The sequence below is a fragment of the Viscerimonas tarda genome (assembly GCF_054601255.1).
Genome location: NZ_BAAHWV010000009.1, coordinates 35,454 through 56,192, shown reverse-complemented (window position 1 = coordinate 56,192; position 20,739 = coordinate 35,454). Strand labels below are relative to the sequence as shown.

20 protein-coding genes are annotated in these 20,739 nt (G+C 44.3%); 11 read left to right on the top strand and 9 right to left on the bottom strand.

Features of this window, described 5'->3' with window-relative positions:
- Nucleotides 1–1,584 (top strand): MFS transporter, encoded by a 1,584-nt coding sequence (locus ACYPWY_RS05640; protein ID WP_459684457.1) that lies wholly within the window; start codon nucleotides 1–3, stop codon nucleotides 1,582–1,584.
- Between the two features lie 69 nt (nucleotides 1,585–1,653).
- On the opposite strand, the gene ACYPWY_RS05635 is transcribed toward ACYPWY_RS05640, so the two are convergent.
- The 3 genes from ACYPWY_RS05635 to ACYPWY_RS05625 are packed head-to-tail and all read right to left on the bottom strand — an operon-like array spanning nucleotide 1,654 to nucleotide 3,673.
- On the bottom strand, nucleotides 1,654–2,829 hold the full coding sequence (locus ACYPWY_RS05635; protein WP_459684456.1) for a hypothetical protein: 1,176 nt from the start codon (nucleotides 2,827–2,829) through the stop codon (nucleotides 1,654–1,656).
- A complete protein-coding gene (locus tag ACYPWY_RS05630; protein ID WP_459684455.1) occupies nucleotides 2,774–3,214 on the bottom strand; it encodes a hypothetical protein in 441 nt (146 codons plus the stop codon). Before ACYPWY_RS05630 ends, ACYPWY_RS05635 begins: the two co-directional genes overlap by 56 nt.
- Before the next feature lie 30 nt (nucleotides 3,215–3,244).
- A complete protein-coding gene (locus ACYPWY_RS05625) occupies nucleotides 3,245–3,673 on the bottom strand; it encodes an Ig-like domain-containing protein (RefSeq protein WP_459684454.1) in 429 nt (142 codons plus the stop codon).
- A 292-nt stretch (nucleotides 3,674–3,965) separates the two neighbouring features.
- Between ACYPWY_RS05625 and rlmD the strand changes: the two genes are divergently transcribed.
- Complete coding sequence (gene rlmD / locus ACYPWY_RS05620) at nucleotides 3,966–5,375, top strand: 23S rRNA (uracil(1939)-C(5))-methyltransferase RlmD (RefSeq protein ID WP_459684453.1); 1,410 nt, start codon at nucleotides 3,966–3,968, stop codon at nucleotides 5,373–5,375.
- A gap of 74 nt (nucleotides 5,376–5,449) precedes the next feature.
- A complete protein-coding gene (locus ACYPWY_RS05615; protein WP_459684452.1) occupies nucleotides 5,450–6,457 on the top strand; it encodes an aspartate-semialdehyde dehydrogenase in 1,008 nt (335 codons plus the stop codon).
- 213 nt (nucleotides 6,458–6,670) lie between these two features.
- Here the strand turns inward: ACYPWY_RS05615 and ACYPWY_RS05610 are convergent, their stop codons facing one another.
- A complete protein-coding gene (locus ACYPWY_RS05610) occupies nucleotides 6,671–7,252 on the bottom strand; it encodes a DUF6249 domain-containing protein (protein WP_459684451.1) in 582 nt (193 codons plus the stop codon).
- Between the two features lie 19 nt (nucleotides 7,253–7,271).
- Between ACYPWY_RS05610 and ACYPWY_RS05605 the strand changes: the two genes are divergently transcribed.
- The 3 genes from ACYPWY_RS05605 to ACYPWY_RS05595 all read left to right on the top strand — a co-directional run bounded on the left by ACYPWY_RS05605 (nucleotide 7,272) and on the right by ACYPWY_RS05595 (nucleotide 8,613).
- Nucleotides 7,272–7,826 (top strand): RNA polymerase sigma factor, encoded by a 555-nt coding sequence (locus ACYPWY_RS05605; RefSeq protein ID WP_459684450.1) that lies wholly within the window; start codon nucleotides 7,272–7,274, stop codon nucleotides 7,824–7,826.
- Nucleotides 7,823–8,194, top strand: a complete 372-nt coding sequence (locus tag ACYPWY_RS05600; RefSeq protein ID WP_459684449.1) for a hypothetical protein — start codon at nucleotides 7,823–7,825, stop codon at nucleotides 8,192–8,194. The genes ACYPWY_RS05605 and ACYPWY_RS05600 overlap by 4 nt, the downstream gene beginning before the upstream one ends.
- A 158-nt stretch (nucleotides 8,195–8,352) precedes the next feature.
- A complete protein-coding gene (locus ACYPWY_RS05595; RefSeq protein ID WP_459684448.1) occupies nucleotides 8,353–8,613 on the top strand; it encodes a type II toxin-antitoxin system HicB family antitoxin in 261 nt (86 codons plus the stop codon).
- A 153-nt stretch (nucleotides 8,614–8,766) separates the two neighbouring features.
- Here the strand turns inward: ACYPWY_RS05595 and ACYPWY_RS05590 are convergent, their stop codons facing one another.
- Nucleotides 8,767–10,992, bottom strand: coding sequence for a rhamnogalacturonan lyase (locus ACYPWY_RS05590; protein ID WP_459684447.1), 2,226 nt, complete (start codon nucleotides 10,990–10,992; stop codon nucleotides 8,767–8,769).
- 176 nt (nucleotides 10,993–11,168) lie between these two features.
- Between ACYPWY_RS05590 and ACYPWY_RS05585 the strand changes: the two genes are divergently transcribed.
- Nucleotides 11,169–12,446, top strand: a complete 1,278-nt coding sequence (locus tag ACYPWY_RS05585; protein WP_459684446.1) for a pectate lyase — start codon at nucleotides 11,169–11,171, stop codon at nucleotides 12,444–12,446.
- Nucleotides 12,447–12,624: 178 nt separating this feature from the next.
- On the opposite strand, the gene ACYPWY_RS05580 is transcribed toward ACYPWY_RS05585, so the two are convergent.
- From ACYPWY_RS05580 to ACYPWY_RS05565, 4 genes are all read right to left on the bottom strand, one after another.
- Nucleotides 12,625–14,376 (bottom strand): phospho-sugar mutase, encoded by a 1,752-nt coding sequence (locus ACYPWY_RS05580; RefSeq protein ID WP_459684445.1) that lies wholly within the window; start codon nucleotides 14,374–14,376, stop codon nucleotides 12,625–12,627.
- Nucleotides 14,377–14,501: 125 nt separating this feature from the next.
- Nucleotides 14,502–14,831, bottom strand: coding sequence for a PDDEXK family nuclease (locus ACYPWY_RS05575; protein ID WP_459684444.1), 330 nt, complete (start codon nucleotides 14,829–14,831; stop codon nucleotides 14,502–14,504).
- A 1-nt stretch (nucleotide 14,832) separates the two neighbouring features.
- Nucleotides 14,833–15,735 carry a DNA adenine methylase gene (locus ACYPWY_RS05570; RefSeq protein WP_459684443.1) on the bottom strand — a complete coding sequence of 301 codons (903 nt, stop codon included), beginning with the start codon at nucleotides 15,733–15,735 and terminating at the stop codon, nucleotides 14,833–14,835.
- Between the two features lie 30 nt (nucleotides 15,736–15,765).
- The gene (locus tag ACYPWY_RS05565) at nucleotides 15,766–16,959 is read right to left on the bottom strand and encodes a saccharopine dehydrogenase family protein (RefSeq protein WP_459684442.1); all 1,194 of its coding nucleotides are present in this window, start codon (nucleotides 16,957–16,959) and stop codon (nucleotides 15,766–15,768) included.
- A gap of 483 nt (nucleotides 16,960–17,442) precedes the next feature.
- Here ACYPWY_RS05565 and atpD point away from each other — a divergent pair, with 483 nt between their 5' ends.
- The 4 genes from atpD to atpB are packed head-to-tail and all read left to right on the top strand — an operon-like array spanning nucleotide 17,443 to nucleotide 20,723.
- A complete protein-coding gene (gene atpD / locus ACYPWY_RS05560) occupies nucleotides 17,443–18,957 on the top strand; it encodes a F0F1 ATP synthase subunit beta (RefSeq protein WP_459684441.1) in 1,515 nt (504 codons plus the stop codon).
- 10 nt (nucleotides 18,958–18,967) lie between these two features.
- Nucleotides 18,968–19,216: an ATP synthase F1 subunit epsilon gene (gene atpC / locus ACYPWY_RS05555; RefSeq protein WP_459684440.1), complete on the top strand. Its 249-nt coding sequence runs from the start codon at nucleotides 18,968–18,970 to the stop codon at nucleotides 19,214–19,216.
- A gap of 9 nt (nucleotides 19,217–19,225) precedes the next feature.
- On the top strand, nucleotides 19,226–19,633 hold the full coding sequence (locus tag ACYPWY_RS05550; RefSeq protein ID WP_459684439.1) for a hypothetical protein: 408 nt from the start codon (nucleotides 19,226–19,228) through the stop codon (nucleotides 19,631–19,633).
- A 1-nt stretch (nucleotide 19,634) separates the two neighbouring features.
- Nucleotides 19,635–20,723 (top strand): F0F1 ATP synthase subunit A, encoded by a 1,089-nt coding sequence (gene atpB / locus ACYPWY_RS05545; RefSeq protein ID WP_459684438.1) that lies wholly within the window; start codon nucleotides 19,635–19,637, stop codon nucleotides 20,721–20,723.
- The last annotated feature ends 16 nt before the right edge of the window (nucleotides 20,724–20,739 follow it).

Sequence of the window (20,739 nt, the reverse complement as noted above, 5' to 3'; positions counted from 1 at the left end):
ATGCACGAGATACCACCTTTTTCTATTCCTTCGTTCCGTCATTTTGTTCCCGCAAAACTGCGACCGTGGATAATTCTCGCATTTGCAATTGTTTTCCAGCTTTCGGGCGGTGTTTATCTGGCTGCCGTCGGTGAGATGGTTGGCGCGTTGACGTTGATGCCCGAAGATATTATGATGGCAGGGTACGCTTCTTTGGTGGGGCTGGCGCTGACATTTACCGTCATGTTCCGGCTGAAATTCCGATATACCTCGAAATGGATTTTGCTCATTTGTTGCGCTGCCATTATTATTGGCAACCTGATATGTATGCACACGCAGAGCGTTCCGGTATTGATAGCAACATGTTTTGTGCTGGGTATCTTTCGGATGTGGGCGACTTTTGCCTGCAACACACAAATTCAGTTGTGGCTGACTCCGGTGCGCGACCTTTCCATATTCTTTTGTTTTGTCAACGTATTGGTGCAGGGCTGCATGCAAGTTTCGGGATTGATGACCATTTACACAGCATTTTTCTCGGTGTGGGAATATATGCACTGGGTCATTATCGGATTGCTCGGTTTGGTAATGCTGGCTGTCGTGTTTTTGTTTCGTACTCATCGTGAAACGCGCAAGTTACCCCTTTACGGCATTGATTGGCTCGGCGGTTTGATGTGGGGATTGACCATTTTATCCATCCTCTTTATTTGTGTCTATGGCGAGTATTACGATTGGTGGGCATCCACGCAAATTCGTATGGCAACACTATTTGCAGTTGTGCTGCTGGGTGTAAATCTTTGGCGATCATCGTTTATTCGTCATCCCTATATTAATTTGAATACATGGACTTTCCGGGTGGTTTATATGACATTGATAGCCTATGTCATCCTGGATATTTTGCTTGCGCCTGCCCACGTTTTTGAACACATTTATATGGAATCGGCGCTTGGCTACGATTCATTGAATCTTATTTCACTCAACTGGATAATGCTCGCAGGCATTGCGGCAGGCTGTTTTTTTACCTGGCGTACATTTGCATTGCGGAAATGGCGCTACCGGACAATAAACCTTATCGGCTTGTCGTGTATCATTGCGTACCTGACAATCATGTATTTCGGAATTGATTACAATTTGCCGAAAACGGCCTTGATGTTGCCGATTTTTCTGCGTGGTTTCGGTTATGTGGTCATCGCAATATGTTTTTTGACCATCCTGACAAGAGTACCCTTTATTCCGAATTTTCCACAATCGCTAACCGTACAGGCATTTTTCAGCGCAAGCCTTGCCGGTGCAATAGGCAATGCAGTAGTCGGGCATGTGTTGAAAATCGGAATAAAATGGAACTCCCTGTCCCTTATCAGTAACTTAGACAATATGAATCCGCTTGCCCGTCAACATCCGATGAGCGAACTCTACGGAATGGTGCAGCAGCAAGCCCTCATGATTTCGATGAAAGAACTCTATGGATGGTTAGCTATTCTCGGCATTTTCTGTTTATTGATAATTCTGGTCAATGAAAGCAGTTTCCGTCCGAGAAATATGATTGAGCCGTCAGCCAGAGCGCTGCGCAAAATGGTGATGAGTACCTATAATCGTTTTAGTAAGTAAGAAAAAACAAGTAATTATTATGAACAAGAAACAGAAAAAAATTGTAGCCTAATTATCATTGCGCTTATTTTAGTCGGCTTGACGTGGATTGCCACGCTTTTTATCCATACTGGTGGCGAATACACCAACAACGCGCAGGTGCAGCAAAACATTGTTGCTGTCAGCAGCCGCGTACAAGGATTTATTAAGGACCTGCGTTTTGACGAATTTCAATTTGTCCGTAAAGGCGATGTCGGTAACTTTGATGAACGGTATCAGATAGTAGCCGCCGGTAGCAGCAGTAACGCTGCCTGTTTCGCTGCCTGTCAGGTAGCCGTCTGCCGAAGCCGAAATGTGCTTTGCCAAATACTCGTTCAATTTGGATTGGTAAAACCGATTGACCTTATCCAGCGTTTCCTGATTGTTCGCATAGTAGGTAATAAAGTCGGGATTTTCATAAGAAGTACCGCCAAAATGTTCTTCTACTATATCATATAGGGCGGGAGGCCAGTAGCCCGCATCCTGCACTATCCTGAAATATTGGTCTGCCATAAATTGCTTAAATTCGTCAACACTGACCAAATTGACCAATTCGTCATTTTCAAAGAATTGTGATTTCCCTTCCTTTTCGCCTGCATAGTGGATGCGGACATTCGCCGAGATGCGCTCGCCGGTGTCTTCGTCCAACAGCGTCAGCGGTATAAAAACCTGTTCGCTGTTGTAGCAGGGGTTGCCATGCCGGGGTTTGGAATAAACATGAGAAGACAGTCCGCCGATTGGCGACAGGGTTGCCGCGGATGCCGCGCCTTCGCCTGTGCTTACGGGCGTAATAGCGCCCGTAAGCCACTTGAATTCATTCTGCTTGTACTGCTTGTACGACACAGCGCCGATAAAACCTTTCGGCTCGTGGATAATGTATTGGAGTCCGGTGTTCGCCGGTTTCACAATATCCACCTGTACGCTGTCGCCGTTCATATACGACAGTTCAATCGGATAATCGGAACTGATTTTAGTGGGAGAAGCTACTCTGCCGTTTATAATACTCATTTCTGTGTAACCGAAAGACAAGCTGTAGAGTTGTGAGGTAATGCTGTCGGTACTGTAATGATAGCTTTTCGATTCGCCCTGCTTGGGGTAGCGCAGCGCCAAGTCGTATTCGCCGCCGTTGAACGGATACAGCACATCGAATCCTTTTTCTCCATGCTTATCCTTATCCACCATGGTATAGATGGTGTTGTTGGAACCGGTGCGGGTAATGCCTGCCACCAATTCGCCCCATACATCCGGCGAATAGATTTTTTGATTGACTTTCCCGCCTTGCTGTGCATATACGCATGGTCTGCTTCAGGGGAAAGGACATGACAACAAGGTAGGGCTTTGCCAGAATACTGTCTGCCAAAAAAGACGCTTCATACACGGTAACATTTTTCGGGAATGTATTTTCGTCAAACGGAATGGAATAACGTATCCAGTTCCCGTATCCGCTGTTATTTATCATATCGTGCGTTACCTCAAAGGCGTCGGTTATGGAATGATACAGGGCGGAATCGGAATGAATGACCTCTACTGCCACCTCGCCGTCCACCGTCCAAGCATTATTTTCCAGATTATGGCTGATAAGGAGATGACAGTCGTCCGGCTCATAGTACATCTTATAGTATTGGTAGCCGCCGGAAATACCCTATTCGAGAGAATCGCCCACCACATAGATGTCAAACGACTTGACAAGCGTTTCGTTGTTGGCGGGCATTTCGTTTGCCTGCCGGTAAGCCACTTCGCCGCTCGTGAATGTGATGGTGGTTTTGCCATAGGCTTTGGGCGTGAGTACGCCGTTAGCCGATATTTCGGCAACCGTCAGGTCGCTGCTTGTCCATGTTCCGGTCTTATAGGTGGCGGAAGTCGGATTTACCTTTGCGAGCAATGCCACATTCTTGGTTTTGAGACCGACCATGCCGTCTTTGGGAACAGTGAAAGCAATGGATTCAACCGGTACAAACGGAGCGTTCTGTGTCGTTACCGTAAAAGAGGTATTGACGCCGTACAGGTAAAATTTTGTATTTATTGATGTGTTGGGCGTGCAAAAGTATGAATTAAATTCACTACTAAGCAACTAAAAATACATAAAAATAATTTTACGAAAAACCGAAAACCTACCACCATTTATTCTTAAGAAATGAGCAAATTTTATCGGACATTTAGCAGGGGCTGTGTCATAAGTCTCTTTTCTGAATTTGTCATTGCAGGCTCCGACCCGCAATGACAGACTTTTGAGACACCCTCTTGATTTTTATCCCATTCGCTTGGTAATACTTGAATTTTCATGTAATTTTGTATCAGGTTTAATAAATAGTGCGTGATTTAAAACTTGATTGACTTTCCCAACTGATTCTGACAACAAAAAAATGGCTAGAAAGAAAAAAGAACTTCCTGTATTGGAAGCCGTTGAGATAATTGACATTGCTGCCGAGGGCAAAGCGATTGCCAAAGTTGACAACCTGGTGGTATTCATACCTTTCGTTGTACCCGGCGATGTGGTTGATTTACAGATTACCCGCAAAAAGAACCACTATGCAGAAGGAAAACCCATCCGTTTCATCAAATACTCGGAGTTGAGAGCCGAGGCCTTTTGCGAGCATTTTGGCATTTGCGGAGGATGCAAGTGGCAGATACTCCCTTACTCCGAACAACTGAAGTACAAGCAAAAACAGGTTGTTGACAACCTGACCCGCATAGGAAAAATAGCATTGCCCGAAATAGCGCCGATTATGGGTTCGGAACGAACAGAGTTTTACCGGAACAAGTTGGAATTTACGTTTTCCAACAAAAAATGGTTGACCTTGGAGCAAATAACATCCGGCGAGACTTTCGACAACATGAATGCGGTAGGCTTCCACATTCCGGGGATGTTCGACAAGGTGCTGGATATTCAGAAATGCTGGCTACAGGACGATATTTCGAACCAAATACGCAACTATATTCGCGATTATTGCGAAAAAGAAGGGCTGTCGTTTTTCGATTTGAGAAACAGGGGCGGACTGATGCGTACCCTTGTCGTCCGCACTTCGTCAACTGGCGAACTGATGGTTATTGTGGTGTTTTATGACAACGACAAGGAGCAGATTGAAAAGCTGTTAGATGCCATTGCAGGCGATTTTCCGCAAATAACCTCCCTGCTTTATATCGTCAATCAAAAGGCCAACGATACCATTACCGATCAGGAAGCGCTGACATGGAAAGGCAATGACTTTATTTACGAAGAGATGGAAGGCCTCAAATTCAAAATCGGCCCCAAATCTTTTTACCAGACAAACAGCGAACAGGCCTACAATTTGTACAAAATAGCCCGCAATTTTGCCGGCCTCACAGGCAACGAACTGGTGTACGACCTCTACACGGGCACAGGCACAATAGCCAATTTTGTAGCAAAACAAGCAAGGCAAGTAGTCGGAATTGAGTACGTTGAAGACGCCATTGTCGATGCCAAATTCAATTCGGAAAACAACGGCATCCAAAACACCTTGTTCTATGCAGGCGATATGAAAGATGTTCTGACACAGGAGTTTATCAACCAGCACGGAAAACCGGATGTTATCATCACCGACCCGCCACGCGCCGGTATGCACGACGATGTGATTGAGGCCATACTCTTCGCCAATCCCGAAAAAATAGTTTATGTGAGCTGTAATCCGGCTACACAAGCGCGCGATTTAAGCCTCCTCGATGTTCGGTACAAAGTGGAGAAAGTGCAGCCTGTTGATATGTTCCCCCATACGCATCATGTGGAAAATGTGGTGTTATTGAGAAAGAAATAAGCTTTTTAGGACTTTTTTTATCCATTTATATATACTTTTGCAAAAAAATTAATCATCTATTATTTATACTGAAAATGAGAATTGCTATTGTTGGTATCAGTGGAGCCGTTGGGCAGGAATTTCTTCGTGTGATAGAAGAACGCAACTTTCCTTTTGACGAGTTAGTATTGTTTGGGTCAGCCAGAAGCGCCGGTCGGAAATATGATTTCAAAGGAAAAGAATACACGGTAAAAGAACTTCAACATAACGATGATTTTAAGGGAATTGATATAGCTTTTGTTTCGGCAGGGGGCAGCGCATCCATTGAGTTTGCTTCCACCATAACCAAGCACGGAACCGTAATGATTGACAATTCGAGCGCATTCCGCATGGATAAGGATGTGCCGCTGGTGGTGCCGGAAGTGAACGGCGAAGACGCCAAACTAAGGCCAAGGGGCATTATTGCCAACCCCAACTGCACAACAATTCAGCTGGTGGTAGCCCTAAACCCGCTCGAAAAGCTAAGCCATATCAAACGGGTGCATGTAGCAACCTATCAGGCAGCTTCGGGTGCAGGCGCAACAGCCATGACCGAATTGGTGAACCAGTTTAAGGAAATTGCCAACGAGGAACCCGTTCATGTCGAAAAATTTGTCTATCAACTGGCATACAACCTGATTCCGCAGGTGGACGTGTTTACCGATAACGGTTATACCAAAGAAGAATTGAAGATGTATAACGAAACACGCAAAATTATGCACTCCGATATAGAAGTGAGCGCGACCTGTGTGCGTGTTCCCGTCCTCCGCGCCCATTCCGAAGCCACATGGATTGAGACCGAGCGTCCCATATCGGTGGATGAAGCGCGGGAAGCCTATCTTAACGGCGAAGGTGTAGTGTTGCAAGACGATCCGGCAAACAAAGATTATCCGATGCCTCTTTTTGTATCGGGAAAAGAACCGGTGTATGTAGGGCGTATCCGCAAAGATTTAAGCAATCCGAATGGCTTATCGTTTTGGTCTGTCAGCGACCAGATAAAAAAAGGAGCCGCACTGAATGCCGTTCAAATTGCCGAATACCTCATTAAAGAAAAGGCATTGTAAGAAAAACGAGGGGCGGGGTTCGCCCACCCAATTATTGAGGGACGAATAAGCACGCAGATAACCCACTTCGTTGGCGCGGACTTGCAGTCCGTGCCTTTCTTTGAGTTTGTTGTACATCAATAGATATATTTGTAGTCGGCACGGGCTGCAAGCCCGCGCCAGCAAACGTTTCTTGGCACCCCCACTCACAAGTTCATTTTTTTCAAAAAAACATTAGCACATTGGCATATTAGCACATTTTTTCTGCTCTACAAGATAGGCGATTAATAAACCTAAGCCTCCAAATATTAAACTACAAGATACATAGATAAGAGCAATTGTGTCGCGAACAATTTTAAGACTACCATACTTGGCGTTATATATCGAAAACTCCTGAAATAAGAAACTTGTCAGGTTCATTTCGAGAAAGATGGCTACAATTAGGCCAATACCAATGCCTATAAGCAACAAACTGGCCTTGAACGCCATTGAAGAGGATGGTCGAATTTTTCCGAATAAAGGCAAACGGAGCTGGTTGGTTAAAATACTCGGATCGATGTTGGTTTGCAATTTTTCGATTTTTTCAATAATAGACATGCGTTCTTTGCGCCTGACAAATAGTTCAGACACACTATATACACCGTAAGTTACAATTCCGAAAGCCAGAAGAGGAGCTAAATCATTCATTTTGTTGTTATTTTTAATTAAACATGCTGTTGTCTGCTTATTTTGACGCAAGTAATAAGTATTGGTTACAATATTGATTGAAAAAAGTTTTCGGTTTATTTTTCTTCCTATTTTTGTAACCGATGCCATTGCAATGCGTCATACAAGCATGACAGAATTTGATGATATATATTATCTTCGTTTGATCAGGGATGGAAACACCGATGCATTTGTGCATATTGTACGCCGTTATCAACGAATGATATATGCTATCGTCAATAAAATTGTCTTTAATCCGGTGGATGCGGAGGATATTACCCAGGAGATTTTTATAAAAGTATTCAAATCGCTTGATAAATTCAGGGAAGAATCGGTGTTTTCGACCTGGCTTTACCGGATAGCCTACAATACCGCTATTTCGGAAGTAAGAAAGGCGAGGGGAAAGTTTGTTTCTATTGATAATACGGCGGAGAACTTCCGCTACGAAGATATTTCGGACGATATTGACGAGACCGCCATGGAAGAACGTTTGCAATACCTGGACAGGGTGCTGAAACAGCTCAGTCCCGGTGATGCAATGTTAATTTCGCTGTATTATATGAATAATTGTTCGATTGAAGAAATAAGCGCTATATCGAATCTGAGTCAATCGAATGTGAAAATAAAGTTGTATCGTATCCGAAAATTTATGAACTTTGAAATAAATAAACTCATATCGAAATGAAAGAGCAAGAGGAGGATAAACTAAGGGGTTTATTTAATGACATAAAATTAGACGAACCTTCTGCCGGACTTGAAGACCGGTTGATGCGGCAAATACAACAGCTTGCATCGGAACAACATAAAAGAAAAGAAGCAAGAACTGCTGTCCTGATGTGGTTTGCGGCGGCGTTGGGCATTCTTGCAATGATTGTCATACCGGCAACCATTCTGCACTTGTGGGGATGGGAAATAAATTGGCTTTCGGAATTGAAACTCCCCCGTTGGGAAATGAATATATCTCCTCTATTTGTTTTAATTTCGGCATCCACACTCTTTCTTCTAATCGGCGATTTACTTATCAGGAAGCATATTTGGGAGAAACGAAAATAGAAATATATTAAAGAATTATCAATTGGAGTTGATAATTACAGAATTGACTGCAAAAGGTTTAATCTCAAATAATAAAGACGATGAATAACATATTGACTTACAGAGGATTTATTGGATAGGTTCATTTTTCTGCCGATGATAATGTGTTTTTTGGAAAGGTGGAGGGGATCAATGATTTGATTACTTTTGAGGGAAAAACGGTTCAGGAACTTACTGATTCGTTCCACTATATTATTGACGAACACATCAAAGACTGCGAAAGAGAATGTTTACAGATCGAAAAAAGTTATAAAGGAAGTTTTAATGTGCGTATAAATTCCGATTTGCACCGAAAGGCTGCCATCATGGCAAAGCTAAAAGGCACTACGCTGAATGCTTTTGTCAAAGAAGCTATTGAACATCAACTAGAGCTTGTATAGAAAGAAAAAGCAATCTCATTTTTACCTCATTCTTAGACAAAAGTAGTATTATGTTAGTTGGGTCAGCAATGCGCTATCTGTTGATGAAAGCAAAAAATGTAGGAGCGAACCGATGGTTCGCCCCTATATTTTTCATTCTTAATTCTTAACTTTTCACTTTATAACCGCTTTCAGCGACTTAACTCCTTGAGTAGTTACTACTTTCAAAATCAATACTTTGCTGGTTTTTGCTGCGGAGTAAGCATATTCATTCCCGTTTACATTGCTGGCTTGATGCAACAATGCTCCGTCAATCGAATAGATGCTCAGGGACTGAATAGTTGCTGTTGGCGAAACAACACGAATGGTTCCTTCAGCATCAACATAAACTGTTGGCGTTTGAGAAGCAGTTGTTCCTGCCACAATTCCGGTTTCCGGCGAATAGATCGGCGTATAAATATTGGGAACAGGAACATCGTCTAAGCCATCGCCCATATAGAAACCCAAATGAGGCGGTTGGTTATAGGCCGCATTTTGCCAGGCTATACCCAAGCGATAGACCGGATCGTGCATTAAAGTGTAAAGGCGGTAGGTAGAGGCTGTGGTGGTTGTAAATAGCCGGAGTTGCGAAGGATTGGAGGTGTTATATAATACCACTTCCTCGCGCCAGTCGCCCAGTATATCGGCGCTCACACACGGATTTTTCTTGGTGCCGTTCACACTCGATACGCCGCTGAAAGAGATAAGGCTGGTGGTTCCGTTGCCGTTCCATTTTGTTATGGCATTTCCGTCCATCAATTCATCCTGCAAGTCGTCATCCCAGTAGATACGGAAGTTCGTGCTTGGTTTTTTAGTCGAAATTTGTACCCCTTTGCAATTGTATGTTCCGGCTTCAGAAGAACTCCACATTTCGAAACCGCGGTGGTTTTTATCTATATCGCCGGACATTCCGCGTCCGTTGTCGCTATTATAACCTTCGCTATGCCAAATAATGGCTCCTGTGGCCGCATCGTGCAGCTCGTGGTTGTATTTGCCCGCACCTGTTTCTTCGTGTACTTCCCACACTTCCAATCCGGGACGGTCGGGGTCGAGGTCGGAAAGGTGCATGGCATCGCCGTGGCCTAAGCCTGTGCGGTACATAAATTTACCGTCATCGTTGATAGCCGATGCGCCGTAAATAATTTCGTCTTTGCCGTCGCCATCCACATCGGCAACGCTCAAATTGTGGTTGCCCTGTCCGTAGATATTGGTCGAGCTTGAACTGGAACCCGAATCGTATAACCAACGCTGAACCAGTTTCTTATCTTTTATATCGTAAGCGGCCATCGTTGATCTTGCATAATAGCCACGGCACATCACCACACTCGGATGAACACCATCCAAATAAGCTACACAAGCCAAAAAGCGGTCAACGCGGTTGCTGTAACTGTCGCCCCAAGTACTGATTGTTCCTCTGGGAGGATTGTAGGCTACGGTACTTAATTCGGCGCCTGTTTTACCATCGAATAGCGTTAGGTATTCCGTGCCCTTTTGTACAAAACCTGTCCGGCTGTTTCCTTTGGCTGAGATGCTTAAATTGCGGTAGTCAGCGGCTGGGTCATCACTGCCCATAATCACGTTGTTTCCTTTTCCGTCAACGGTTCCGGGGGCTGTTTTGCAAACCATTTCGGCAATACCGTCTCCATCAAAATCATAGACCATAAACTGTGTGTAGTGCGCTCCTGCACGGATATTCCGGCCTAGGTCGATGCGCCAAAGTTGCGTTCCGTCCAATTTGTAGGCATCCATAATTACATTGCCGGTGATTCCGGTTTGTGAATTATCTTTTGAATTGCTGGGATCCCATTTCACCACAATTTCATATTCTCCGTCTCCATCCAAATCGCCTACGCTGCAATCGTTTGGCGCATAAGTATAGGCTTCTCCATCAGGCTGTTCTACGATGCTGGCATCCGATTTACCATCGTACTGCACATTGGGCGGTGTTGTTCCTCCGGCAGGGCGGTTAAGCTGAATGGTAAGATATGGTTGCGACTGCTGCGCCCAGGGTGTAACGGCGGCCGAAGCATCTTTCAGTTCATCGCCGACGTAGGCTTCCACTTTGTACTGGCTGCTTGCTGTTCCGCTGGCATCAAGGTAATTGGTAGCATCGGTGGTTGTTCCGGTTTTTATGAGTGTTGCGCCCCTGTATAGTTTGAAGTAGGTTGCCGAGGCGTCTGTTCCCAGCGAACGCCAGCTTAAAAATACGCCATTGGTTACTTTCACGGCTACCAATCCACGATTGAGGTACTCCATCTGACGGGCAGGAAGTTCGCCCTCATTGTTGGCGGCATTAACTTGCAGGTTAACGCCCATCGTACAAATAGCCAATGCGACTACTGTGAGTAAAGTTTTTTTCATGTGATTATATATAAATAATGGTTATTTCATCAAAAATATACAATAATGTATTTAACCAAAAGGGCGAAAAACATAAAAGTTAATTTGTCCCTCTAATTAAGTCAATAATTCAACCCTCATTGTTTGCGATACACCCTACATTTGGATTTCATTAATAACATTAAATTTAAAAAGTAATGAAAGGATACATTATTTTCTCTCTGATTTTATTAAGTTCTTTCTCCTTATCGGCTCAGCGTCAGCAAGCTTTCCCCGGCGCGGAAGGTTTTGGCAAGTATGCTTCCGGCGGACGATTTGGTGATGTTTACCATGTAACTAACCTGAACGATTCGGGCGAAGGCTCTTTTCGCGATGCAGTCAGCAAACCACGCCGAATAGTCGTTTTTGATGTAGGAGGGGTCATTAAGCTCGAATCGCCTCTGACTTTTTCCGAAAATCTGACCATTGCCGGACAAACTGCTCCGGGCGACGGGATTACGCTTTACGGGCACAGCGTTTCTTTTTCCAAAGCCAATAACCTCATCTGCCGCTACATCCGCATCCGCATGGGCGATATAGGTCCCAAAGGCGGCGATGCTGCATCCATAGGCTCGGGCTTCAACATGATTTTCGACCATGTATCGGTGTCGTGGGGCAAGGACGAAAACTTCTCGATTAGTTCGATGGCTGTAGTCGGCGGACCATCTTATATCACCTTGCAAAATTCGATTATCGGACAAGGCCTTGCCAACCACTCGATGGGCGGGCTAATTCAATCGGACGGAGGGATTACGCTCTACCGCAACCTGTACATCGACAACCGTTCGCGCAACGTGAAAGCTAAAGGAGTTAATCAATTTGTGAACAATGTGGTTTACAACTGGGCGGTAGGCGCTTACATACTTGGTGGAAATTCGCAATTCGCGTCTTTTTGCAATATTACGGACAACTACTTTATAACAGGCCCCGACACGCGTTCAAAAGCATTTACGCGCGGTGGACACACCTTTTCGCTCTATGCCAAAGACAACTACTGGGATGACAACCTGAATGGGGTGCTCGACGGACATCTGATGGCGCAAAACGAATACGATGTAGTTAATTGGAGCGATGTGCCTTACGATTTTCCGCCGATTGTTAAAATGAGAGCTGTGGATGCCTACCATTGGATTATAGAACAGGCAGGCTGTAATTTTCCGGCACGAGACGAAGTGGATGCCTATATGATAGACGAACTGAAAAGCGTCGGCAAAAAAGGAAAACTTATTTCATCGGAAATGGAACTGCCGACAAAAGGCCCTGGCACAATCAAATCGGGAACCCCTAAATTGGATACCGACAGGGACGGAATACCCGATGATTGGGAAATAAGCCATGGCCTCGACCCAAATGACCCGAAAGACTCGCGTCCGTTTGGTTTAAGCCTGCAATACACCAATATAGAGGTTTATTTGAATAGTATTTTGGAACCGTAATCCACCTCCTCCAACCTCCCCCTTTTTGGTTCGGGCTGTCTCATAAGTCTTTTTCTGAGGTTGTCATTGCGGTTCAAGTCCGCAATGACACACAGACAAAAAAATAAGGGCAGACACGCAGGTCTGCCCCTACAATCTTTTTTAAGCCTGCCCCTACGGGCAGGTTTGGAGGGGCTGTTTACTTTATTTTCAACTCTTTACAAATCTGCTCTATCTTGTCCTCTGTTTCCTGATTTACTTTATCGTAATCGGCTCTTGCATTGAGTTTTGAGTGAACTTCGATGTAAAACTTAATCTTGGGCTCGGTACCTGAGGGACGTATGGATATTTTTGTCCCGTCTTCGGCCAAATATTGCAATACGTTCGATGTTGTCGGCATTTCGAGCGTGAAGGTTTCGTTGATATTCAGGTCCTGCGCCTTCAATGTGGCAAAGTCTTTGATTAGCGTTACTTTCGAGCCGGCAATTTCCTTGAGTGGATTGTTGCGGAATTCCTTCATCATGGCTTCAATTTCTTCAGCTCCCGACCGGCCTGTTTTAACAACCGAAATCCCTTTTTCTTTCGAGAAACCGTATTCGATGTATATATCCTGCAACAGCTCGTACAAGGTTTTGCCATTGTCCTTTGCCCATGCAGCTATTTCGGCAAACAAGGCTGCGGCCGAAACAGAATCTTTGTCGCGAACAAAATCCTCGGCTAAAAATCCGTAGCTTTCTTCGCCGCCACCAATGTATTTCCGTGTATTTTCGAGTTCGCGCATAACGGAGGCAATCCATTTGAAGCCGGTGTAGCATTCAAAGGTTTCTACATTGTTCTTTTTACCGATAGCGTGTATCAACGAACTGGTTACGATGGTACTTACGGCATATTCTTTTCCGGTCAGCTTGCCCAGTTCCTTCCATCTTGTGATGATGTAATAAACAAGCATTATCATTGTCTGATTACCATTGAGCAGGATAAATTCGCCCTTGTCGTTTCTGATTCCGGCGCCAAAGCGGTCGGCATCGGGGTCGGTAGCGAATACCAGTTCGGCATCGGTTTCAATCGCCTTCTTTAAAGCCAGCGTCAGCGCTTCGGGGTTTTCGGGATTGGGCGAAACAACCGTTGGGAAATTGCCATCCACAACATCCTGTTCGGGAACATGGATGATATTGGTAAAACCGTATGCTTTAAGTGCATCGGGAATAAGCGTTCCGCCGGTTCCGTGAATGGGGGTATAAACTATTTTTATGTCGCCATGACGTTTGATGCTATCCGGCGAAAGCAGCACCGACCTTAGGTCTTCGATAAACATTTTGTCGATTTTTTTGCCTATTATCTCAATCAGGGATTTGTTTCCCTTGAATTTTATATCGGAAACATTGCCTATCCGGTTTACTTCGCCGATAATGTTTTTGTCGTGCGGTGGCGTAACCTGCGCCCCGTCGTTCCAATAGGCCTTGTATCCGTTGTATTCTTTCGGGTTGTGAGAGGCGGTAAGCACAATACCACTCTGGCAATCGAGTTTGCGAATGGCATAAGATATTTCGGGCGTAGGTCTCAAATCCTCGAAAAGATAGACTTTAATGCCGTTGGCGGTGAATATATCGGCGGCTATTTCGGCATATTTCCGGCTGTTGTTGCGGCAATCGTGGCCAATCACAACTTTTATTTGTTTCAGCGACGAAAACTCCTGCAACAGGTAATTGGATAATCCCTGAGTGGCCGCTCCCACTGTATATTTGTTCATACGGTTGGTTCCAACGCCCATGATGCCGCGGAGGCCCCCTGTCCCAAATTCCAAGTCTTTGTAAAAAGCTTCTATCAATTCGGTTTTATCCTCGTTGTCGAGCATTTTTTTGACTTCGGCTTTCACCTCTTTGTCGTAATCTCCCGACAACCACACGTTTGCTTTTGATTCTACTAAAGCTAATAATTCTCTATTTTCCATAATTTATATACTTTTCGTTTTATTTGCTGAAAAATTTAAACAGATTCCGAGCGATTTTGTTCTTGATTTGTTGTATTTTTTTTGAGTTATAATTTTCTATTTCTATTTATTAGTCAATCTTTTTTCTATCCCAACCAATTTAATGCTTCATTTGTAATTTCTTCATACCACATCTTTTCGTTGTCGCAAGCATTTGCAATTTCGTTGGAACGTTCAAAGAATCGTTTTACATGCTGTGGATTGGGTATATATGAGGCTTTATACGAATCATCAACCATTTTTTGAAAAATATTCAAGGGCAATGGGACAATGATTGAGGTTCCCCCATAATAACGAATATTCGTTTTGTGCAGCATATAAAAATGAGTATGCAGCAATTCAATTTCGGGTATCATCCTGAAAGGGGTTCTCGGAGAAGTCGTGATAAACAATACTTTACTATCTATTCTTGCCATATCAATAAGTCGCGTACTCTAATTGTTGGGAAAAGATTGTTCTATAATTTGCGGCATAGTTTGAAATCAAGATGTGATTTGTAGCCGATTTAAAACGATTTCTTATATTGACGGAATATGTTTTTGCATATTCGTCAATTATCATACCCTTATATAATCTTTCCGTTAATAGTGTTCTACCTATCACAAGTAATGCCTTGCAATTTAGATTTTTGAAATCATCTGCAAGGGCAATATGGCAATCGTCGTTGAATCCGTCCTTGTACTCTTCATTTCCATAATCGGAAAAAACACAATCATAAGGCGGGTCTAAAAACATAAAGTCTTCGGGTTCTGCCATTTCAAAAATTGCTTTGTAATCAGCATTGTATATTTCAGCATTTGCTAATAAATCACTATGCTTTTTTTTTACCAATAAAGTATTCAGGTGCGTATATCTTCCGAATGGCACATTAAACTCTCCTTTAGAGTTGTAACGTATCATACCTGAATAAGCAGTTTTATTGATAAAAAAGTAAAGCAAGGCATCGGAATATTTTTTATCGGAAAGGCCATTAAACATATCACGAATTAGATAATACAACGCTTCGTTTTTATCTTCCACCCTTTCGTTAGGAGTCTGTTGCTTCAACGCATCAAACTGTTTGCGATTTATTTCGTAAATACTTTCTATTTCATCCAATTCTGTGCGTAATACGGCATAATCATTTCTGACACCCGTATAAAAAGCCATTAACTTTGAGTTAATATCATTAATAATTGCCTTTTTAGGTTCTAAATGAAAATATAAAGCTCCACCACCAAAGAACGGTTCAATATATCGTCCCTTGTATCTAGGTATATGTTTTTCGATATTCGGAATTTCATTTGATTTTCCGCCTCTGTATTTTACTAATGGCTTCATTTTTTCAGCATTTTCTACAACCCTTCTTTCTCACACCTCCAAATCCCCATCAAACAACTCGTGCCAGGGCAAGCCTTGTTTGTTCAATTGTTCCATAAACGGATCGGGGTCGAACTCTTCTACGTTGAATACGCCCGGTTTGCGCCAGGCTCCCTTGAAGAACATCATCGCTCCAATCATGGCCGGTACGCCGGTTGTATAGCTTACGGCCTGGGTTCCGGTTTCTTTGTAGGCTTCTTCGTGCGAGGCGTTGTTATAGATGTAATACGTGCGTTCTTTTCCATCCTTCAGCCCCCGGATGCGGCAACCGATAGAGGTTTGACCCTTGTAATTCTCGCCGAGTGTTCCAGGGTCGGGCAATACGGCTTTCAGGAATTGGATAGGGACGATTTCTACGCCATTGTATATAATGGGGTCGATACGCGCCATACCTATATTCTGTATCACCCGCAGGTGGGTCAGGTATTCCTGTCCGAATGTCATCCAGAAGCGTGCGCGCTGCAATGTGGGGTAGTTTTTCACCAGCGACTCCAGTTCCTCGTGGTAAATCACATACGATTCTTTGGGGCCGATAGCGGGATAGTTCAGGGCTTTGTGTATTGCGTGCGGTTCGGTTTCCACCCACTGGCCGTTTTCCCAGTACTTCCCTTTTTGGGTAACCTCGCGAATGTTTATTTCGGGGTTGAAGTTGGTGGCAAACGCTTTTCCATGGTCTCCGGCATTGCAATCCACAATATCAAGCGTGCGGAGTTCATCGAAATAGTGTTTGGCGGCATAAGCCGTAAATACGCCGGTTACACCCGGGTCGAATCCGCAACCAAGGATGGCTGTCAGTCCGGCCTGACGGAATTTATCCTGATAAGCCCATTGCCATTTGTATTCAAACTTGGCTTCTTCTTTCGGTTCGTAGTTCGCCGTATCGAGGTAGTTAACGCCACAGGCCAGGCAGGCATCCATGATGGTCAGGTCCTGATAAGGCAGCGCGACATTGATAACCAGTTCGGGTTTGAAAGCCATAAATAATCTTTTCAAATCGTCCACGTTATCGGCATCCACCTGCGCTGTTTGTATTTTGTTTCCGCCAATGGCTTTTGCTATGGCGTCGCACTTCGATTTTGTACGGCTCGCCAGCATTATTCCGGTAAACACCTCAGCGTTTTGAGCCACTTTGTGAGCCACAACAGTTCCAACACCGCCCGCTCCTATTATTAACACTCTACCCATATTATAGTTGTCTTATTAAATACAGTTGTTCGTTACATGTAGCAAAAGTACGAATAAAGAATGAAATGTGAAAAATAAGATAGGGTTAATTAGAGGTGAATGCATGAAAAATGGCTCCCCAGTAAAACCCTTCTATATTTAGTTCTGCATGGGACGATACTTTATTAACGTATGCTTTAGCCTTGTTACACAACTATTGCTTAAAGGCTTTCAGCCTTAGGAACTGACAGCTATGCCCGAATTTCGTAATGAATAGTTAACTAATGATTAAAAAGGATAAGCATTTCTATTTTTTCTTGTGAAACTGCAACTGAAAAATGAAATATTCTCTATATTTGTTCGGCGTTTATAAGGCCTTATCAGGAAAATATCAAGAGTAACACACTATTTGTCTGAAAATTCGGAAATAAGGTAACTTTGAAGTTTGGAAACACACGTCAGCAACAAGTATTTTGCAAAAATAAATAACAAATATAAAATATTATGCCACAGATTGTTGGACATATATCGCAAATAATCGGCCCTGTGGTGGACGTTTATTTCGACACGCAAAACGATGCATCGCAGCTTCCCAAAATATACGATGCATTGGAAGTTAAAAAAGCCGATGGCAAAATTCTGATTGTCGAAGTTCAGCAGCACATTGGGGAAGACACCGTCAGGGCGGTGGCTATGGACAGTACCGATGGGCTTCGGCGCGGATTGGATGTTACGGCAATCGGCGCTCCTATTTCTATTCCTTCGGGCGCTCAGGTGAAAGGCCGCTTGATGAATGTGGTGGGGGAATCGATTGACGGAATGGTGGCTTTGGAGCAGAAAAACACACTGCCCATCCACCGCGAACCACCTAAATTCGAAGACCTGGTTACCAACCGCGAAGTATTGTTCACCGGTATAAAAGTGATAGATTTGCTTGCCCCTTATGCAAAGGGCGGTAAGGTCGGGCTTTTCGGCGGTGCGGGTGTTGGAAAGACTGTGCTGATTATGGAACTCATCAACAACATTGCCAAAAAGCACAACGGATTTTCGGTGTTTGCGGGCGTGGGTGAACGTACACGCGAGGGGAACGATTTATTGCGCGAAATGATAGAATCGAATGTTATCCGTTATGGCGACGAGTTTAAGAAAAGCATGGAAGAGGGGCTTTGGGACTTGTCGAAAGTGGATTACGACGAGCTTCAGAAATCACAAATATCGCTGGTCTTCGGACAAATGAACGAGCCTCCGGGCGCGCGTTCGTCGGTTGCCCTTTCGGGGCTGACGGTAGCGGAATCGTTCCGCGATGCCGACGATGGCGCCAAAGACATACTGTTCTTTATTGACAACATATTCCGTTTTACACAAGCGGGTTCCGAGGTATCGGCCTTGTTGGGTCGTATGCCTTCGGCGGTGGGTTACCAACCTACGTTAGCCACCGAAATGGGGGCTATGCAGGAGCGTATCACCTCCACCAAGAGCGGTTCTATCACCTCCGTACAGGCGGTGTATGTGCCGGCTGACGACTTAACCGACCCGGCTCCGGCAACCACATTTGCCCACTTGGATGCCACAACGGTGTTGAGCCGTAAAATCACCGAGTTGGGTATTTATCCGGCGGTCGATCCGCTCGATTCTACCTCGCGAAGCCTCGACCCGAATGTGGTCGGTCAGGAACATTACGATGTGGCGCAACGGGTAAAACAAATTCTGCAACGCAACAAAGAACTTCAGGATATTATTTCGATACTTGGTATGGAAGAACTTTCCGCCGAGGATCGTCAAACAGTGAACCGGGCGCGACGCATACAGCGCTTTTTGTCGCAGCCGTTTAATGTAGCGGTGCAGTTTACGGGAGTACCGGGGGTTATTGTCCCGATAGAAGACACTATTCGCGGCTTTAAGATGATTTTGGACGGAGAAGTAGATTACCTGCCCGAACAAGCATTCCTGAATGTCGGAACAATTGAAGATGCCATTGAGAAAGGGAAGAAACTTCTCGCTCAGGCCGATTCCAACTAAGACTGAATAAATGAAAGGGACGGATTTTGAACTTAAAATAATATCGGCTGAAAAAGTATTGTTCAGCGGCAAAGTGGGTTTGGTTACACTACCTGGCGCGCTGGGCAGTTTCAGCATATTGCCCGATCATGCCCCGCTGGTATCGTCTCTGACGGCAGGTATTATTGAATATAACGCCGGTGCATCGACAAACAGCGTCGAAATAAAAGGCGGTTTTGTGGAAGTGAACAAGAATGTAGTAACAATTTGTATTGAATAAACAGAAACGATGGATTTATTCAAGACCAGACTGCTGATTTTTCTGATAGCTTTCGGCCTGATTGCCGGAGCAGGAGTTGGATTGCTGCTGTACTACGTGTTTCCACAGTTTTATCCGGGTCTGGGTGTGGTTAATACAGCGGTCTTTTTTCTGGTAATAGAAATCTGTTTGTTTGGTTTTGTCGCTTCAAAAAGCGAAAAGGTTTCGTCCAAAAAAATGGTGAATATATATATGCTGGCTAAGGTGGTTAAAATGCTGTTGTCGCTGATTTTTGTAGCCGTATATGTTTTTGCCGTAAAAGAGAATGTAAGGAACTTTATTCTTGTATTTGTGATTTTTTATGCGCAGTACCTGTTTATCGAAACGCTTTTGTTTTCAAAACTGGAGCGGCATTTAAAAGAGAAAAATGAAAATTGATATGAATTACTTGAAAAATATAACCGTATTCATCTGTCTGTTCGTTTATGTCGGCGTTCTCTCGTTGAGAGCGGAACACGGCGATGCGGGCAAGACCGAGGAACTGGATATGAAAGAGTTGATTCTCGAACACGTGGGAGATGCCTACGAATGGCACATCACTACTTTCGGCAAGGAACACATCTCCATTCCCTTGCCTGTTATCGTCAAAGGACAGGAAAGCGGTTGGCAGGTGTTCCTGTCATCCAAGTTCCATCACGGACACGAGGCGTACAAGGGTTTTTACCTGTCGAGTAGCGAGGAATACAAAGGCAAAATAGTTGAGAAAATTGGCGATGAAGAAGTTCGCCCCTGGGATTTTTCGATAACTAAAAATGTGGCTTCGCTGCTGCTGTCGTCTATTCTGCTTGTCGCGCTTATTCTGAGTGTGGCAAACTGGTACAAGAAAAAGGCAAAAAAAGGCGAAAGACAAGCGCCAAAAGGATTTATGGGATTTATGGAAATGTTTATCATGAGCGTTTATGACGACATTATCCGACCATGCGTGGGCAAAGACCATGCGCGGTTTGCCCCCTACCTCCTGACAGCGTTCTTCTTTATTTTTATCAACAATATTCTGGGATTGATTCCGATATTCCCCGGCGGGGCCAATCTGACCGGAAATATTGCCGTTACTTTTGTTCTGGCCTTGTTTACCTTTGTTATTGTCAACGTATCGGGAACGAAGGAGTATTGGCGGGAGATTTTTTGGCCGGATGTGCCGATGTGGTTGAAAATACCACCCATTATGCCTGCCATTGAGATAGTTGGGATGTTTACCAAACCCTTCGCCTTGATGATTCGTCTTTTTGCCAACATTCTGGCCGGACACTCCATTGTGCTGGGCTTGACCTGCCTGATATTCGTTACGGTGAGTTTAGGAGCCGCTATAAACGTCTCGATGACAGTGGTTTCGGTCATCCTGACGGTGTTTATTGATATGGTAGAAATTTTAGTCGCCTACATTCAGGCCTACGTGTTTACCATGCTTTCGGCGGTATTTATAGGCTTGGCCAGGGTGGAACCTCATCATCACGCCGAAAAGCAGTAAGAAGTATAAATTATTA

Excerpts from the sequence above, each read along its gene's own strand:
- ACYPWY_RS05640 (WP_459684457.1), top strand. The coding sequence starts at position 1 with ATGCACGAGATACCACCTTTTTCTATTCCTTCGTTCCGTCATTTTGTT.
- ACYPWY_RS05630 (WP_459684455.1), bottom strand. The coding sequence starts at position 3,214 with ATGTACTATGAGCCGGACGACTGTCATCTCCTTATCAGCCATAATCTG.
- ACYPWY_RS05580 (WP_459684445.1), bottom strand. The coding sequence starts at position 14,376 with ATGGAAAATAGAGAATTATTAGCTTTAGTAGAATCAAAAGCAAACGTG.
- ACYPWY_RS05600 (WP_459684449.1), top strand. The coding sequence starts at position 7,823 with ATGAAAGAGCAAGAGGAGGATAAACTAAGGGGTTTATTTAATGACATA.
- ACYPWY_RS05575 (WP_459684444.1), bottom strand. The coding sequence starts at position 14,831 with ATGGCAAGAATAGATAGTAAAGTATTGTTTATCACGACTTCTCCGAGA.
- atpC (WP_459684440.1), top strand. The coding sequence starts at position 18,968 with ATGAAAGGGACGGATTTTGAACTTAAAATAATATCGGCTGAAAAAGTA.
- ACYPWY_RS05615 (WP_459684452.1), top strand. The coding sequence starts at position 5,450 with ATGAGAATTGCTATTGTTGGTATCAGTGGAGCCGTTGGGCAGGAATTT.
- rlmD (WP_459684453.1), top strand. The coding sequence starts at position 3,966 with ATGGCTAGAAAGAAAAAAGAACTTCCTGTATTGGAAGCCGTTGAGATA.
- atpB (WP_459684438.1), top strand. The coding sequence starts at position 19,635 with ATGAATTACTTGAAAAATATAACCGTATTCATCTGTCTGTTCGTTTAT.
- ACYPWY_RS05565 (WP_459684442.1), bottom strand. The coding sequence starts at position 16,959 with ATGGGTAGAGTGTTAATAATAGGAGCGGGCGGTGTTGGAACTGTTGTG.
- ACYPWY_RS05590 (WP_459684447.1), bottom strand. The coding sequence starts at position 10,992 with ATGAAAAAAACTTTACTCACAGTAGTCGCATTGGCTATTTGTACGATG.
- ACYPWY_RS05585 (WP_459684446.1), top strand. The coding sequence starts at position 11,169 with ATGAAAGGATACATTATTTTCTCTCTGATTTTATTAAGTTCTTTCTCC.
- ACYPWY_RS05610 (WP_459684451.1), bottom strand. The coding sequence starts at position 7,252 with ATGGCATCGGTTACAAAAATAGGAAGAAAAATAAACCGAAAACTTTTT.
- atpD (WP_459684441.1), top strand. The coding sequence starts at position 17,443 with ATGCCACAGATTGTTGGACATATATCGCAAATAATCGGCCCTGTGGTG.
- ACYPWY_RS05605 (WP_459684450.1), top strand. The coding sequence starts at position 7,272 with ATGACAGAATTTGATGATATATATTATCTTCGTTTGATCAGGGATGGA.
- ACYPWY_RS05550 (WP_459684439.1), top strand. The coding sequence starts at position 19,226 with ATGGATTTATTCAAGACCAGACTGCTGATTTTTCTGATAGCTTTCGGC.
- ACYPWY_RS05570 (WP_459684443.1), bottom strand. The coding sequence starts at position 15,735 with ATGAAGCCATTAGTAAAATACAGAGGCGGAAAATCAAATGAAATTCCG.